This is a genomic window from Sporosarcina sp. FSL K6-1508 (assembly GCF_038007465.1).
GTDB lineage: Bacteria > Bacillota > Bacilli > Bacillales_A > Planococcaceae > Sporosarcina > Sporosarcina psychrophila_B.
In genome coordinates, this window is the sequence record NZ_JBBOXF010000001.1 from 3,531,527 (window position 1) to 3,546,615 (window position 15,089).

General features: G+C 38.0%; 15 protein-coding genes and 1 other annotated feature. Of the genes, 2 read left to right on the plus strand and 13 right to left on the minus strand.

Going from position 1 to position 15,089, the window contains the following annotated elements; translation table 11 throughout:
* Window positions 1-43: 43 nt before the first annotated feature.
* The 9 genes from MKZ11_RS17865 to MKZ11_RS17905 all read right to left on the minus strand — a co-directional run bounded on the left by MKZ11_RS17865 (window position 44) and on the right by MKZ11_RS17905 (window position 8,927).
* Entirely contained in the window at window positions 44-1,213 is a 1,170-nt protein-coding gene (locus tag MKZ11_RS17865; RefSeq protein WP_340795712.1) for a TraB/GumN family protein, read from the minus strand.
* A gap of 207 nt (window positions 1,214-1,420) precedes the next feature.
* The gene (locus MKZ11_RS17870) at window positions 1,421-2,776 is read right to left on the minus strand and encodes a transposase (protein ID WP_340794459.1); all 1,356 of its coding nucleotides are present in this window, start codon (window positions 2,774-2,776) and stop codon (window positions 1,421-1,423) included.
* A gap of 297 nt (window positions 2,777-3,073) precedes the next feature.
* Window positions 3,074-3,829, minus strand: coding sequence for an amino acid ABC transporter ATP-binding protein (locus tag MKZ11_RS17875; protein WP_340795713.1), 756 nt, complete (start codon window positions 3,827-3,829; stop codon window positions 3,074-3,076).
* Between the two features lie 18 nt (window positions 3,830-3,847).
* A complete protein-coding gene (locus tag MKZ11_RS17880) occupies window positions 3,848-4,564 on the minus strand; it encodes an amino acid ABC transporter permease (protein ID WP_340795714.1) in 717 nt (238 codons plus the stop codon).
* Window positions 4,565-4,576: 12 nt separating this feature from the next.
* Window positions 4,577-5,284: an amino acid ABC transporter permease gene (locus MKZ11_RS17885; RefSeq protein ID WP_340795715.1), complete on the minus strand. Its 708-nt coding sequence runs from the start codon at window positions 5,282-5,284 to the stop codon at window positions 4,577-4,579.
* Window positions 5,285-5,446: 162 nt separating this feature from the next.
* Window positions 5,447-6,301 (minus strand): transporter substrate-binding domain-containing protein, encoded by an 855-nt coding sequence (locus MKZ11_RS17890; protein WP_340795716.1) that lies wholly within the window; start codon window positions 6,299-6,301, stop codon window positions 5,447-5,449.
* A gap of 35 nt (window positions 6,302-6,336) precedes the next feature.
* Window positions 6,337-7,512: an acyl-CoA dehydrogenase family protein gene (locus MKZ11_RS17895; RefSeq protein WP_340795717.1), complete on the minus strand. Its 1,176-nt coding sequence runs from the start codon at window positions 7,510-7,512 to the stop codon at window positions 6,337-6,339.
* Between the two features lie 235 nt (window positions 7,513-7,747).
* Window positions 7,748-8,380 (minus strand): GGDEF domain-containing protein, encoded by a 633-nt coding sequence (locus MKZ11_RS17900; protein ID WP_340795718.1) that lies wholly within the window; start codon window positions 8,378-8,380, stop codon window positions 7,748-7,750.
* Between the two features lie 130 nt (window positions 8,381-8,510).
* Entirely contained in the window at window positions 8,511-8,927 is a 417-nt protein-coding gene (locus tag MKZ11_RS17905; RefSeq protein ID WP_445327055.1) for a HEAT repeat domain-containing protein, read from the minus strand.
* Between the two features lie 237 nt (window positions 8,928-9,164).
* Here MKZ11_RS17905 and MKZ11_RS17910 point away from each other — a divergent pair, with 237 nt between their 5' ends.
* The gene (locus tag MKZ11_RS17910; RefSeq protein WP_340795720.1) at window positions 9,165-10,199 is read left to right on the plus strand and encodes an ABC transporter permease; all 1,035 of its coding nucleotides are present in this window, start codon (window positions 9,165-9,167) and stop codon (window positions 10,197-10,199) included.
* Between the two features lies 1 nt (window position 10,200).
* A complete protein-coding gene (locus MKZ11_RS17915; RefSeq protein WP_340795721.1) occupies window positions 10,201-10,875 on the plus strand; it encodes an ABC transporter ATP-binding protein in 675 nt (224 codons plus the stop codon).
* Window positions 10,876-11,196: 321 nt separating this feature from the next.
* Here MKZ11_RS17915 and MKZ11_RS17920 read toward each other — a convergent pair whose 3' ends face one another.
* The 4 genes from MKZ11_RS17920 to MKZ11_RS17935 form a co-directional block, all read right to left on the minus strand.
* On the minus strand, window positions 11,197-11,397 hold the full coding sequence (locus MKZ11_RS17920; protein ID WP_340795722.1) for a hypothetical protein: 201 nt from the start codon (window positions 11,395-11,397) through the stop codon (window positions 11,197-11,199).
* 190 nt (window positions 11,398-11,587) lie between these two features.
* The gene (locus tag MKZ11_RS17925; RefSeq protein ID WP_340795723.1) at window positions 11,588-12,196 is read right to left on the minus strand and encodes a protein kinase family protein; all 609 of its coding nucleotides are present in this window, start codon (window positions 12,194-12,196) and stop codon (window positions 11,588-11,590) included.
* A gap of 311 nt (window positions 12,197-12,507) precedes the next feature.
* Window positions 12,508-14,139, minus strand: coding sequence for a methionine--tRNA ligase (gene metG / locus MKZ11_RS17930; protein ID WP_340795724.1), 1,632 nt, complete (start codon window positions 14,137-14,139; stop codon window positions 12,508-12,510).
* Between the two features lie 50 nt (window positions 14,140-14,189).
* Window positions 14,190-14,458, minus strand: a binding site (T-box leader).
* 235 nt (window positions 14,459-14,693) lie between these two features.
* Window positions 14,694-15,053, minus strand: coding sequence for a cupin (locus MKZ11_RS17935; RefSeq protein WP_340795725.1), 360 nt, complete (start codon window positions 15,051-15,053; stop codon window positions 14,694-14,696).
* Window positions 15,054-15,089: the final 36 nt, after the last annotated feature.

Here is a 15,089-nt window from a genome sequence, read left to right on the forward strand (position 1 = left end):
TATGACTATAAATCATTTATATGAAAATGCTTAACAATTGATTTCACTTTAAGTTTTCAAAGAATACACGGATGACGTCGGCTCCCCCTAGGAATGTCCCCAGTGTCCCCCCCAAGTTAGTCAGAACGATAACCAGCAAGACTCGTGTCACTTTATTAGCCCAAAAACCTTTAATCGTAAAAACATCTTCAGAAAGCGTTTCAAAGTCGCCAACACTCGGTCGACGGAAATATGCTTGAACAATTCCCGAGACCCAGCCAGCTGCTATCAGTGGGTGCAAGGTAGTGATGGGTGCTGAAACAAAGGCCGCCAAAATAGCCAACGGATGTCCGAGCGCTACCGCAGCGCCAATGGCTGACAAGCTGCCTGTCCATAAGATCCAGCTTAGCGCCTGATCGAAACCTGCAGATGGATTTGCAATAAAGGTGTAGGCGATAATGGACAGGAGAAGAACCGGAATTGCCCATCCGATAATTTTCGGTATTTTTGATTTCGGTGGAGTTTGCGCTAATGCGACTAAATCATGGTCATTATAAATTTCTTTTGTAATCCCTGGAACATGTGCTGCACCTAGGACTGCAACGACCTTTTTACCTGGTGCATCTTTGATTTTCTGAGCTAAATACTGGTCCCTCTCATCGATTAAGGGCGTCTTTAACCTCGGAAATGATTCCGTAAAGTCAGTTAGAACGGCATTTAGTGTGTCCTTTGATTTCATTTTCTCCAGTTCTTCTTCAGAGATCGTCTCTTTGCTGAAGATACTATAGAAAACCGACATAAGGAGCTGACTTTTCCCTTTAAATCCGATATTACCCCAAATTCGGGAGAAAGTAATTTGGATATTACGGTCAGCCAGCACCAAATCTGCTCCGATTTCTTTAGCCGATTCAATCCCCTGAATCATTTCCTGCCCAGGTTTAATATCAAATTGCTTTGCTAAACGATTTTGAAAGGAGGATATTGCCAAGTTCATTAAGAGCAAAGTAGCTTTCTTCTCTTTTATCACTTTGAAAATATCCGTTTCCTTCCATTTATTACTATCCATTATAGATTGAAACCGTTGTTCATCCAACTCAATGCATACCGAATCAGGTTTTTCCTTGTCGATCACTTCTTTTACTTGTTCTGCACTTTGCTTCGAAACATGGGCAGTTCCAATCAGTATCAGTTCTCGACCGTCTAACTCTATTCTCGTAATGTTATCCTCTTGCATTGACAAACTTCCTTTATAGAACTTATTTCTTCTAAGCAATCACTAACCAGTGATCACTAAAAGACGATCTACTTATAATAATGAATCAGTTTGAAGAAAATTTCAATTATCTTTCATTATTATTCTGCGCTTAACTGAATCAATTTCATAAATCATCTTTTTCAAGAGCTTAGACTTCTCCCGTATCAAAATTTATGCTTTTAAAAATTAAGCCGCTTTACTTTTTGTTTGTAATAAGGCATCCATTCGATCGACAGCCAATTTGCAGGCATTATAAATAAACGTCACAAGGTTGAAGTGCAGTTTTGCTTTTTTACCTGTTCGGTGACGGACGTTGTTCAATTGAAAGTATTCTTTTAAATAGGCGTTGACGCGTTCTACTGCGGTACGTTCTTTATAAAGTTTCTTCCATAATTCTGAGCCACGTGCTGGATACGTGTATTTTCGAATATCCGCTTCACATTTGATTTTGAACACCTTTTGACAGAGTGAATCCTCTCTCAATGGACATGTTATGCATTCTTTCGGGCGGGTAAATTTTAATGTATGGTATTTTTCATCGAAGCTGTCGTAACAGTAGCTATGCTCACGTACACAAGTTGGGCGAAAGTGTTCATCGAATCCTATATATTCGCCTTCATTTCGAACATTGTATGGAATCACGACACGCATCGTTTGCGCTAGTGCTTGTTTATAGATCGATTCATAATCATAACCCGCATCGAATAGCGCTGTCGTAAAATGTTTTGGCAAAAGGGTAGCTACCTTTTTTAGCAGTGGAATGGCCGCTTTACTGTCAGATAAATTACCCGACGACATAAGGCGCCCTACAATATACTGGCTTTTCGATGAAACAGCCAGATGTCCCTTAAAGCCGTACCAGAACATATTTTTCCCGTCACTATTTTTCTTGATGCCCCACTTCGGCTCAATCGGTATGTCCTGCCAAAGTGTTTCAGCTGAAATCGACAACTGGGCTTCCAATTTCTTTTCGTAGGTTGTTAAATTCGCTTCGATTTCTGCTTGTTCAGCGAGCCAAGCTGCCTGTTCTTCTTTTGCTTTACGTCCACGTTTCTTCGGCGGCTTAGCCTCTTTTTTCTCAGAAGGTTTTGAAGCGTCACGTGCTTCGAAATGCGTGGCATCAAAGGCAAGGTGTTCATCGCAAAGAAAGCCTTCTAAAAAGACCATTTGAATCAGTTCATCCTGCATGTTATCAAGCACATCAGACTGACTAATTACACCGATCATACGTGAATAAGATGCCTCTGAAGGTACAGAATCTGAGACAAGAAACCCGCAATCTAGACGGAATAAAGGATCGTTGACTAACCGTTTTATTAAATCCTTTACGGTTGGGATACGTTCTACAATACGAATTATCAATGATTGAATCATCGCACCATAATTACATTCACGCGGAGCACCACGCAGCGTCTTTTTAGAAAACAGATGAAAGATTGGTTGCACATCGAAAGTGGAAAAAATCGCTTCAAAACGGTACGAACTTTCCATTTCGAATAATTGTTGGATGTCAAACAGGCTAATTTGTTTTATAATAGTCATGAGGCATTCACTCCACTCGGTTAGGTTGTTTAGTCGCTACCATTATACCGGATTTGGGGAGGTGCCTCATTTTTATTGAATTGAAACCCTTGATACTAAAGGGATAGGAATTATGAAATCAACTCAACTATATATGTTAAAATAAAGAATCCCAGTAAATCCACTTCGGCAATAGCGGAGACCTCCCACCCTTAATATCCAGGTAGTTTTGGAACCAGTGTTATGGCTTCGGCCACCTCTTTTAAGGCGCCTTCGCTTAGTTAATATAGACATTCATTTGTTCAACATCTTTAGTTTTCATATTTGATACGTAAAATCCTCTGGTAAAACTCGCCTTAAGAACTTTTGTGTCCGTTCCTCCTTAGGATTGACAAAAATCTCGTGGGGAGTGCCTGCCTCCACTACAACCCCGCCATCCATGAATAGTACTTTGTTTGCTACATCCTTCGCAAATGACATTTCATGCGTGACAACTAACATAGTTGTTCCCTCTTTTGCGATATTCTTCATGACGTTCAATACTTCCCCGACTAATTCTGGATCCAGTGCAGAAGTTGGTTCGTCAAACAAAATGATGTCTGGATTCAAAGCAACGGCTCTTGCAATGCCCACCCTTTGTTGTTGTCCGCCCGATAATTCACTCGGATAGGCATTGTATTTGTCTGACAGACCAACCTTATCCAGCGCTATTTTTCCTATCTCAATCGCTTCAGCCTTGGGAACTTTTCTTCCGATTATCAGGCCTTCCGTTACATTCTCTATTGCTGTCTTATTATTGAACAAATTATTACTCTGAAATACAAAAGCAATTTTCTGTCTAACTTTATGAATTTGTTTTTTGGTTGCCGTTTTTAGATTAACATCAATATCCCCAAATATGGCATGGCCTTGATCTGCTTTTTCTAAAAAATTGATGCATCTTAGCAGCGTTGTCTTTCCGGATCCGCTGGGTCCAAGTATAACGACAACATCCCCTTTTTCAATCGTGACATCGACCCCTTTTAAGATCTCTATTTCACCAAATGATTTATGCACGTTTTTAATTTCCAACATATCCCAATCCCCTTTTCACTAGTTAACAACTGAAGGTTTATATTTACTTAAACGTCTCTCATACAGTTTAAATGCATATTCGACAGCACTGCATAACAGTAAATAGACAAGAAAGATATCGATATAAGCCTCGACATAGTTGTAACCGACATTCGCAGCGACTTTGGATTTTAATGTTATTTCTTGCAACGACATTGCATACCCAAGAGATGTTGCTTTAATTAAGTTGACTGTTGCTGTACAAATATTCGGCATTGCAACGACCAAAGCTTGAGGGATTAGTATTCTTCTATATGCTTGCACATCAGTTAGTCCAACTGACTGGGCAGCTTCCAATTGCCCTTTGTTCACTGTACTTAGTGCAGAACGAAACACTTCTATAAGAACTGCTGTCGTGTTAAAAGAAAAGACTATGAATGCGTACCAAATGGGATTAACATCATACACATTCATTCCTATATTAAACTTTGTAAATAGTGAACTTAGTAATAAAGGGACACTGCTGTAAACGATAAAAATCTGAATGATAATTGGTGTTCCTCTGACAAAGGAAACGTATACTTGTGCAAAACGATGTAATACAGGAATTCGATTGATTCTTGTTAATGCAAGTAAGAAACCTAACGGCAACGCAAAGAGTAAAGCCACAAGTGTGATGAATAGCGTGATAGGTACTCCTGATAATGCGATGAAAAATGTATCCACTAAAAATTTGTAATTTAAACCATCCGACACTTTCTCACCCCCTTACACAGTTTTTAATCCTTGTTTCCCTTTGCTAAATACTTTTTCTAATTTCAAGAAAAACTGTTCAATTGCAATTGAAAGTACCCAGTAAATAATCGCTAGTGCGAGAAAGATTTCCAAGGCATGAGCATTATAATTACCAGCTATGATTAGGTTCGCCTTTCCTACAACATCTATTAAGCCGATTGTATAGGCTAAAGATCCCTCTTGAAGAACTGCAAGTAAACTGTTACCGAAGTTTGGCAATGCGACTACAAGTGCTTGTGGGAATACTATTCTTCTATAAGCTTGGGATGGACTTAACCCGACACTTACTGCTGCCTCAAATTGTCCTTTATCAATCGATTCATAAGCTGAGCGCATAACCTCGGACATAGCCGCGGCAAATTGAAGTGTAAAGGTTATGACGACAAATACAGCTGTATGCACATCGTTTAAGTTTAGACCAAAATTATCTCCAATTGCCGGAAGCCCGTAATAGACTAAAAAGAGAAGAACGATTGAAGGTGTACACCTTAATATAGTTGTATACCCATTAGCTAGTTTCCTCGCAAATTTACTTTTCCCGATTTTTGCTGCCGTCAAGACAAAACCTAGAAGCGTTCCAAAAAGTACGGAAAGACCTGCAACCATAAATGTCATTTTTAAAAAAGGAATTAATAATGGGATAGATCCCCATATATATGATGCCTCAAAATATTTATCCATGTGCCCACCTCATTTTTCATTTTCCGGCTTGCAATGTTTTTATCAAGGAAAGCGCAAGGCGCCCATTAGACACTGTTCGAGAGCGGAAAACATTACTATCTAATCTTATTGTTAAAGGCTGTTGAGGATATTACACACTCAACAGCCTTTAGATCTTTCTTCTTATCTCTCTACAGCATCCAAAACTTGAAATAAATCTCTGCCATAAAACGTTGTGCTCAATTCATTTGTCTTCTTCTCCTCTTTCAATTGTTTGACTGCTTGATCATATGCATTTGCAAACTCTTGCTCTTTTTTATTAAATAAAGGCCATGTTTTGATAACCGCGAACTCATTATAAACTACGTCTTCTACCAGATTATGATACGGACCATCTTCAGCAGTCACCTGCTTTTCAAAAGGCCCCTCAATGATAACCCCCCCGTCTATGCGCCCTTCGTTCACCCATTGAATGACGTCAACTGTGAAAGCATCACCGGCTTTAAGTTGCACTTTATTGTCCGGATTTTCATTGTTGTATTCATCAATTACAGTGTATTGAGCGTTATTGGCTGCAATCGGCGCTAACGAAAAGCCAGCAGAAGCGAAATCTGATAGGGATTTAATATGTTCATTTTCCTTCTTCAGCACAAGACCAGCACTGCTTAAGCCTATAAATTCCTTCGGAAAGATAAACTTCTCTGTTCTTTCCTCCGTCCAAAATGCATTTTTAACCCCTACCTGATATTTCCCTTGCTCTACTCCCACCAATAAATCATCGCTTGTTGTTCCGATGTACTCGAATTTATACTGTGGCAGTAATTCTTCAACCAATTTCATCACTTCAACGTCATAGCCTGTAGCATTCCCTTTTTCATCTAACCACGACATCGGTTTTGAAGCTTGGTCGTAAGCAACTTTCACTTTTCGGATGTCCGACTCATTTTCTTCAGACGCTTTACTTGAATTACATCCCGCTAATATAACTGTCAATGCTAATCCGACAGTCATCAGTTGTAAAAAACTTTTTTTCCTCATTATACAAACCCCTTTTCCTTTTCACTTCATGCTAGTTAAGCACGAATTGAATTTCCACTTTTCTCGAGTTCAATTGCTGATAATGCTAACTTCTTAATCGTCATATCGTCCATTGGGGGATTGTGTAAACCAGCCCTGACATCCCGATAATACCGCTGCAAAGGATTCGTGCGTTGCAAACTTTTTGCGCCTACGATTCTCATCGCTTTATCGACAATGGTAATGGCTGAATTCGTAATAGTATGTTTGACAACCGCAACCTCATTTGTCAGATAGCCCCTACGAGATTCGTCGTCATAGGCCTCCGCCACGCTATAAATCAAATGCCTTGCCTGGATTAATTCCAAATCTATTTCTCCTAGTAATTGTTGAACATTCGGTAATTGACTGATTGGTCCGTTTAGACTGTTAGGCGAATAATTATTGGCAAATTGTACGGCGTAGTCACGTGCTGCTTGTGCAATTCCGAGATAACATGCTGGAATGTGAAGAAGCCAGCCACTAAACGGCGCGCCACTTGGCTTTTCAGGTAGTTCAACAAGTTTTGACTCTTCGACTTTGACATTATCGAGAACAAGGTCATGACTACCAGTGCCCCTCATTGAAATAACGTCCCATGTCTGATCAATCCTCAGTCCCTTTAGATCTTTGTGCAATAAAAAGAATCCCACTTGTTGTTGTTCTTCAATCCATGCAGATGTTAAAAAATATGTTAATACTGGAGAAGCAGTTGTAAAAGTCTTTTGGCCCGATAATTGCCATGATCCATCTTGTTTTACCGCATTTGTTCCAGGACGGCCTCCTCTGGTCGGGCTCCCAGTTTGAGCTTCACTCACAGAACGATTCACTAAGGCTCCGTTCAGAACTTCCTTGGCAAAGAAATCAAGATTTTTATCATTCCATAATTTTTTATCAAAAAGTTCACCTACAACCCCGAGATTCCACCCTATTGACAATGCAGTGTTCCCATCATAACTAGCCAACGTTTCTTGTAGAAGAACCATATCGTAGACTTTTAATCCTTCACCGCCGTACTCAAGCGGGAGGGTACTGCTTGTATAACCCATCTGAATTAAGTCGTGAATATTTTCTAATGGAAAAATTGCCTCTTCATCAGTTTGAGTTGATGTATTTTTAAATTTTGTTTCTAACTCGTATACCTTCTCAAGCCATTTCTTTTGACGATCTGTTTTTACAAATAGGCTAATCATAAATTCCCCTCCAACTATTCTCTTACTAGAACTTAAGGCTACTTTTCATTAATAAATCATCTTATGCTAAGAAGTCCGATAGGTTTCATCGGGATTTGATTAATAATAAGCAAATATCATAATAATGTCAAGATACTCCTCAATTATAAAATTAAAAAACCGTAAGAACGTCTAATTGAACTCGTTCTTACGTTTTAAAATTGCTACATATTTAAGATACTGATGTTTTTGATTTTCATTCTTTATCCCTATACATCGCCGCATCAGCTATTTTTATCAATTCCTGAAAATCTTGCCCATCATCCGGGAAAATTGCAAAACCAACGGAAGCTTCTACGGAAGGTAATTCATCAAATTTTTCATTCGCTAACGCCTGTTGAAGACCCTGTATATAACCTAGTTCAAAATCACTTTTACAATTAGGCACGAGAATCAAGAATTCATCACCACCCCATCTTGCTACGATATCGTTTTTCTTAACGTAATTTTTTAAGATCGCCGCAAGATTGATTAGCAATTCATCACCTTTATGATGTCCATATGTATCATTGATTTCTTTGAATTTGTTGAGGTCCATCATGATGACGCCTAACTTGTGATTTTCTCTTCTATACATTTGTGCAATTTTTTGAAATGACTGTTCTACTTTCCGACGATTGTATGTATCTGTCAAAGGATCTTTTTCAGAGTAATATTTTACGTTATCAAATTGTTTTCCACACCACCAAGCAATCGCTAAAAAGATGGTTGTTAAAATAAAAAAGTTTGCCTTAAACGGTAGTTCCAAATACTGATGATAGTAAAAATACCGTAGCAAGTTAAATAATCCTACTATGCCAATTGCAGCTATCCTGCCATTATATTTCATGGAATTCACTCATTTCTATATACTCATAGGTATAATACACTACCGTGGGGTTATTCGCAAAAAAACGATTGCAAAATAACTGCAATCGTTTTTTTAGATGTTTATATAATAGAAGAAAAGTTAAAGCTTTTTATTTTTTTGATGCCGTGGCCCAAACGTTTTCAAGCCATGCGTCAAATTCATCGCCTTTGTCTCCCTCATACGTATCATACAAATCGAGCCTCATGTTCTTCAACTTCTCTTTGTACTCTTCATACGTGTGACCTGCCGGCAAGCTTTTCTTAATTCTGAAGAATACTTTATTGGCGTCTTTAATTAATTCAAATTTATTTCTTGGCGGTAATTGAACATCTTCGCCAAACTTAATAAGATTACGATGAGCGGCTTCTACTACTTTATAGACCGCATCGTTATTCATTCTATGCAAGAGTACATCGATTGTCCGTTTGTGTTTCCACTGTCCCAATTCTTCGATAGCATCTAAACGTACTCTCCAATTCGACGTTCGGTTCACAGCCTTCCTTAACTCATCATAATTTGGAGGCATTTCATTTTTAATTTCATTAGTCAAGTAATCCAATCTCCTTCTATTTCAATATCCTGTTTAGTTAAGGGAAAATATTAATCCCTTCAATAAGTATTGTACCATTATCTGTTGAACTACATACGTTTTTTCATACGTTCAAGTCTTTAAATTCCGCTTATACAATGTAATCATCTGTTCATATTCCGTTCACCTAGACAGATTATAGTTAGGTTATTAAGAAATAATGGAGGCGTAAAGATGAATATTGCATGGAAAGAAATTAAGAAGAATAAAACGAAGTTTATCATTTTGGGATCAATCATTTTTCTCGTCAGCTTTTTAACATTTATCATTTCTGGGCTATCTAACGGGTTATCACAAGATAATGCGGCGTTAATTAAAGATTTGCCGGACGGTCAATTTTACATGAATGCTGATGCAAATGAAACCTATAATCTTTCAAGAATAGATGAAAACGTACAAGCAACTGTATTAAATGAACAGAAAGGTGCAGCTGCACTTTCTATTCAAATGGGTTTTGTAAACGATATGGACGACAAGCAACATAGTATAGCTTTTGTCACGTCAACAGATTCAAAATTGTTTGAGTCTGTCGGTAAAGGTGAAATCATTCTAGATCGTTCATTGGAAGATGAAGGAATTAAAGTCGGAGATATAGTAACTAATAATCAGTTCAGCGGTGAATTTAAGGTGAAGGCCTTTGTCGATCAAAAGAAATATAGCCATGCACCTGTCGCTTTTATTAATATGGAAAACTATAAAGAAATTTACCGTGTAAATGAAATGCAATTGATCTTTGTACCGGGTACAGAGAAAGCCCAAGAGGTTACGGATTTACAATCATTTTCGAATAAAGACTTCCTCAATACGATTCCAAGTTACAGCGCGGAACAGATGTCACTCAATATGATTATTTGGTTCTTAGTCGCCATTAGCGGAATGTTGTTCGCGATATTCTTCTATATGATGAACGTTCAAAAAATCGGACTATATGGCATCTTAAAAGCGCTCGGTGTTAAAACGAGCAGATTATTCGGTATGATGTGGTACCAGATGATTTTCATAACTGTCATCGCACTAGCACTATCAGTTGCTTTAAGTCAGGGCTTTACTATGATTGCACCTAAAGGAATGCCATTCAGTTTAACGATTGAAACCACCGTACAATTATCGGTTATATTCCTAATCATTGGATTTATAGGAGCAACACTGTCGGGTCTGCAAATTAAAAAAGTAGAACCATTGCAAGCTATCCAACAAGGAGAGGTGTAATATGACGATTTTCACAATTGATGAAGTTACAAAAACATTTACGAATGGTGAAGTAGATGAACAAGTATTAAAAGGAATTAATATTTCACTTCGTGAAGGCGAAATAACAGCGTTAGTAGGCGCTTCAGGTTCTGGTAAAAGTACAATTCTTACAATAGCGGCAGGACTGCAACGTGCTACGGGTGGAAAAGTGCTATTTGAAGGACAAAACATGACTGACATGAATCAGGATCAGATCAGAAAAATCAGAGCGAGTGAGTTCGGGTTTGTCTTTCAATCCTCGCACCTAGTCCCTTTTCTGACAGTAGAAGAACAATTATTGCTGATGCTCGACGTTTCTGAAACCAAATTAAAAAAACGAGAACAAAAAATGGAAGTTGAAAAGGTTCTCAAATTGGTGGATATGGATCATCGAAAAAATGCCTACCCTGCTTCTTTATCAGGAGGAGAAAAACAGCGTGTGGCAATAGCCCGCGCGATCATCCACAAACCAAAAATGTTGTTTGCGGATGAACCAACAGCAAGCCTAGATTCGAAAAGATCAAAAGATGTCATGACATTAATCCGGGAGTTGACGAAGACGTTGAACATTACAACGTTGATGGTTACCCATGATGAAGAAATGCTTCCTTATGCCGATCACATCATTACGATGAAAGACGGCCTGGTAGTATAATGAAAAACGCAAACCAAGACTGTATTGGTTTGCGTTTTTTTAAAGATAAGAAAATATAAGTTTTTGAACTTGGAGCAGTGTCTAGCTCCAGCGCCTAGAGGCTCGGGTCATAAGTCGGCATAGCTACTCGGCGAAGGACGCCGCTTCGCCGGTCCGCCTTATGCCTGTCGCCTCTACCAAGGCGCTTGCACTTTTCTTATTGTCTAGCTTCCAGCGCCCAGTCCCTCGGATCATAAGCAATCTAGCTATGTGGCAAAGAGCGCCACGTCGCTGGATCGTCTTATGCCTGTCGGGTCTACCAAGGCGCTTGCGCTTTTCTTATTAAGAACCCATTTTTCTGCGTGCACTGCTGACCTTTTTAGCCTGCTGACTCTGCATCTTTTTAGCGGATTGTACTGGATTACCTTTTGCATTGTTATCGGCAGTTTGATTTTTCTTCGCTTCCAACTGTTTTTGTATCGCTTCTTTTAAGCTAATCTTCTTTGGCGCGTCTTGTTCGTTCGTTTCATGATTTTCAGTCATATAAATCCCTCCTTTATATCGAATAGTAATAGAAAGTTGCTTCTCTCTAGTATACCCGAAACTCAACGATTACTGGGCGTTTTTAATAATTTAATTGAAATGCCTAAACTAGAGTCTCCAATTAAAAATGGAAAAAGAAAGCTATTAATTACTCGAAGCCTCTAGACCAACGAACAAATTATAGAATAATTCAGGACTGATAAGATGGTATTATTCCCTTTTTATATAAGAAGGCAACAATATTTAAGAGTGTAGCAGGAATTTTCTTTAAAAAGAAACGTTTACGATATAGTTGATGATAGGCCTTTTTCAAATGACTCCATTGCTTACAATTTTTAGTTTGTCTAAAACGAGCAACATCAATGATAATTATCTCGTCTTTAGACGTAATAATTATGTTTCGTAAGTGAATATCTGAAGGATTTAATCCCAATTTTGAAGCCAATGACAGTGCATAATCTACCTCTTTTATATGAGCTAATGTAATTTCTCTTCCCTGTGTCAGACACTCGAAAAGTGTATGACCATCAATATAATCCATCACAAAATAATTTAGACCTGATGCATAAATAGTTGGAAAGTAAGAAATATCTTGAAGCGTCATATAAATAGTAGCCTCTTCTTTTGCAATGTATTCAAATTTGGGGAAAAATACTTTAATTGCTTTTTCAGACGATTTTATTCTAAAAACAAATGCACTTCGTCCTGTACCAGCAAGCTCTAATGCATCATCGTATTCAATAAGTTGATTTTTCTTATTAATAATAATTGTATCCGCAAGTTCTTGATAAATAGTCAAAAGTTGACCTCCAATACTTTTTTAGAAACATAAAGAGACGTTATGACCAATTCTTGGTCATAACGTCTCTAAATAAAAAAGACCTTACCAAATAATTGGTAAGGTCTCGCAAACAACAAATGTTGCCAATAAAACCGAGGATCAGAATCCTGTATTGACGATTTTACTGTATAGCTACTCCCCTTAACGGAAGTTAAGTATTCATAATGTAAACTTATTATAATGGCTCCTAGCTTCGTAGTCAATATTAGTGATTAGCTTAGTATGAGAAATGAACTTATCGAAATAAAAATCATTTGATCAATAATTAGTTATATCGCGTTCAATTTTAGCTTCTCTAATTCAACTTCAATTTTTGATAAATCAATTCTTTCAAAAAGAGGACTAACTTGAAAGGTTTGATAGGCTTTTTGTTCTATAGGTTGCCAAGTATACGGAGCTAAGTTCAACATCTCTTTTACTTTCTCGCTTGAAAAAGGAAGAAACGGCGATAATAACTGGGCACAATTTGCAATTATATGCACACATGTAAATAAAATTTTCTTACACTCGTCTATGTTCTCATGAATTATCTTCCAAGGTTGTTTTGCATCAAAGTATTTATTTCCAAAACGTATGGTTTCAAAAATTGTTTCAATCGCTTGTTTAAAATGGCCTTGTTCGACCAAATGACCAATCTCGCCATATTTAGATTGGATTAGTTCTGCGATATCCGCATCTATTTCCCCAGAAACAGTACCATCAAATGACTTATCAATAAACTTCAATGTCCGATTAACAAGGTTGCCATAAGCACCAAGAAGTTCCGTATTATGACTGAAAATGAACTCACGCCACGAAAAGTCAGCGTCTCTGGCTTCAGGTGCATTTGCGGTTAAAAAGTATCGAATAGAATCAGGATGATAGCTTTCCAAAATGGAGGGAATCCACACAGCCCAGTTTTTACTCGTCGAAATTTTCTTCTTTTCCAAAGTTAAGTACTCATTTGAAATGATATGTGTTGGAAGTGTATCCTTTCCAATTCCCGATAAAATAGATGGCCAAATAATGGAGTGGAATGGAATATTGTCTTTTCCATGTACATAGTAAGATACTGTTTCTTCATTCCAATAAGCTTCATCACTTTGATGAGTCTCATTCGCCCATTGTTGACTGGCCGAATAATAACCTGAAACTGCTTCAATCCAAACATAAACCTTTTTATCCTCATACCCTTGCACGGGTACACTAACTCCATTTGCTAAGTCTCTGGAAACTGCACGGTCATGTAAACCTTCTGTTAAATATCTCTCTGTTAAATGAATGGCATTTTCTCTCCACGTTTTGTTAGCACGAACTTTCCTAACTTTCTCTTCCAGCTCTTGTTGAAATGAACTTAATGAGAAATAGAAGTGTTCGGTTGCTCTTGTAGTTGGTGCATTCCCACAGATTTTACACTTACGGTCAATTAAATCAAGAGGATCGAGAATGGTTGAACAATTATCACATTGATCCCCACGAGATGGATGCCCACAGTTTGGACAAATCCCTTCCACATACCGGTCGGGCAAAAATTGTTGATCGAACTCACAATAAGTCTGCTCAATCTCTTTTTTATAAATATACCCATTGTCAAGCAGCTGCAAGAAAATTTGTTGCACCACTTCATGATGTTGTTGACTATCTGTTCTGGAATAAAAATCGTAACTAAACCCAAGTTTCGCAAAGCTTTCTATAAATTCTTGATGATAACGATCCGCGATTGCTTGGATTGCTACCCCTTCTTGATTTGCCCTGATAGATATCGGTGTACCATTACAATCACTGCCTGACACATATAAAACGGATTCACCTTTTAATCGATAATACCTCGCTAAAATATCTCCTGGTAACAATGCTGCAATGTGCCCCAAATGCAATGATCCATTCGCGTATGGCCATGCCCCTCCAATAAAGATGTTCAACAGAATTCCTCCTTTTGGGGGCATACAAAAACCCCGCCACTTATCATATCGATAAGGACGAGGTTGATAGTTCACTCGTGGTACCACCTTAATTCACAAATAGCTCACGCCACTTGTCTTAGTAAGTACGTAGCTACAAATCATGCTAGTATACTTTGACATTTGTAACAAGTGCCAAATCTTGTTGCAGCCTACTCATCCGCAGATTTTCAGTGCAAAGCTCAGAGATCATGTTCATCAGACTAGTTTGCTTCATTTCCACCAACAGAAGCTCTCTATATAACATCGTCTCATTACTTTTCCTCTTCATCGCCGTTTAATATAAGGTTAGAATTGATTATAGAGAATTACGAAAACAAATGCAAATATATTTTAAGTTAATCTACTATTTTACTTAGCAAGGTAGATGTCCCTAACTCCGGAAAGGCAACAGTTACCTGTGCAAAGATTATAAGAACTATAATCTTTATCTAAACGGACTTTTATAATCGAGGGTAGCACGCCATCCAATCTGCATTGAGGGGTGATTTTAACCGGAGCCAGCTACCAATTTTTTATTTTGCTTTAATTGTCATAAAATCAGACGGAGCTAATTCTTCAGACTCAATTACAATTGCGATTAGACCAGTGTCTGTCGTAGTTTCATGTCCTTCACCTTTTTCCCAATAGATTGCATCGCCTACTGTTATATTTACTTTTAAATTATCATCCCCTCGAACCCAACCTCCTCCATTTACTATAAGAATTAATTGTGAAACAACGGCTTGATGAAAGCCAATAATTCCGTTAGCTTCCAAATGCATACAACCAATTTGCGTAGTTTTTTCTGTTTTTAAAATTCGGGACATAATGAAATTCGAGTTAAAATGAGCTACTTTTTTACCTTCCTCTTTGTCGAACCTATATACTTTCATCTAATATCCTCCCCAGATTTCCTTATGCCTTCTAAA

Bases quoted from the DNA above. Each gene is read 5' to 3' on its own strand.
- MKZ11_RS17900 (WP_340795718.1), bottom strand. From the start codon at position 8,380: ATGAAATATAATGGCAGGATAGCTGCAATTGGCATAGTAGGATTATTT.
- MKZ11_RS17935 (WP_340795725.1), bottom strand. From the start codon at position 15,053: ATGAAAGTATATAGGTTCGACAAAGAGGAAGGTAAAAAAGTAGCTCAT.
- MKZ11_RS17885 (WP_340795715.1), bottom strand. From the start codon at position 5,284: ATGGATAAATATTTTGAGGCATCATATATATGGGGATCTATCCCATTA.
- MKZ11_RS17875 (WP_340795713.1), bottom strand. From the start codon at position 3,829: ATGTTGGAAATTAAAAACGTGCATAAATCATTTGGTGAAATAGAGATC.
- MKZ11_RS17890 (WP_340795716.1), bottom strand. From the start codon at position 6,301: ATGAGGAAAAAAAGTTTTTTACAACTGATGACTGTCGGATTAGCATTG.
- MKZ11_RS17915 (WP_340795721.1), top strand. From the start codon at position 10,201: ATGACGATTTTCACAATTGATGAAGTTACAAAAACATTTACGAATGGT.
- MKZ11_RS17870 (WP_340794459.1), bottom strand. From the start codon at position 2,776: ATGACTATTATAAAACAAATTAGCCTGTTTGACATCCAACAATTATTC.
- MKZ11_RS17865 (WP_340795712.1), bottom strand. From the start codon at position 1,213: ATGCAAGAGGATAACATTACGAGAATAGAGTTAGACGGTCGAGAACTG.
- MKZ11_RS17905 (WP_445327055.1), bottom strand. From the start codon at position 8,927: ATGCCTCCAAATTATGATGAGTTAAGGAAGGCTGTGAACCGAACGTCG.
- MKZ11_RS17920 (WP_340795722.1), bottom strand. From the start codon at position 11,397: ATGACTGAAAATCATGAAACGAACGAACAAGACGCGCCAAAGAAGATT.
- MKZ11_RS17895 (WP_340795717.1), bottom strand. From the start codon at position 7,512: ATGATTAGCCTATTTGTAAAAACAGATCGTCAAAAGAAATGGCTTGAG.
- MKZ11_RS17910 (WP_340795720.1), top strand. From the start codon at position 9,165: ATGAATATTGCATGGAAAGAAATTAAGAAGAATAAAACGAAGTTTATC.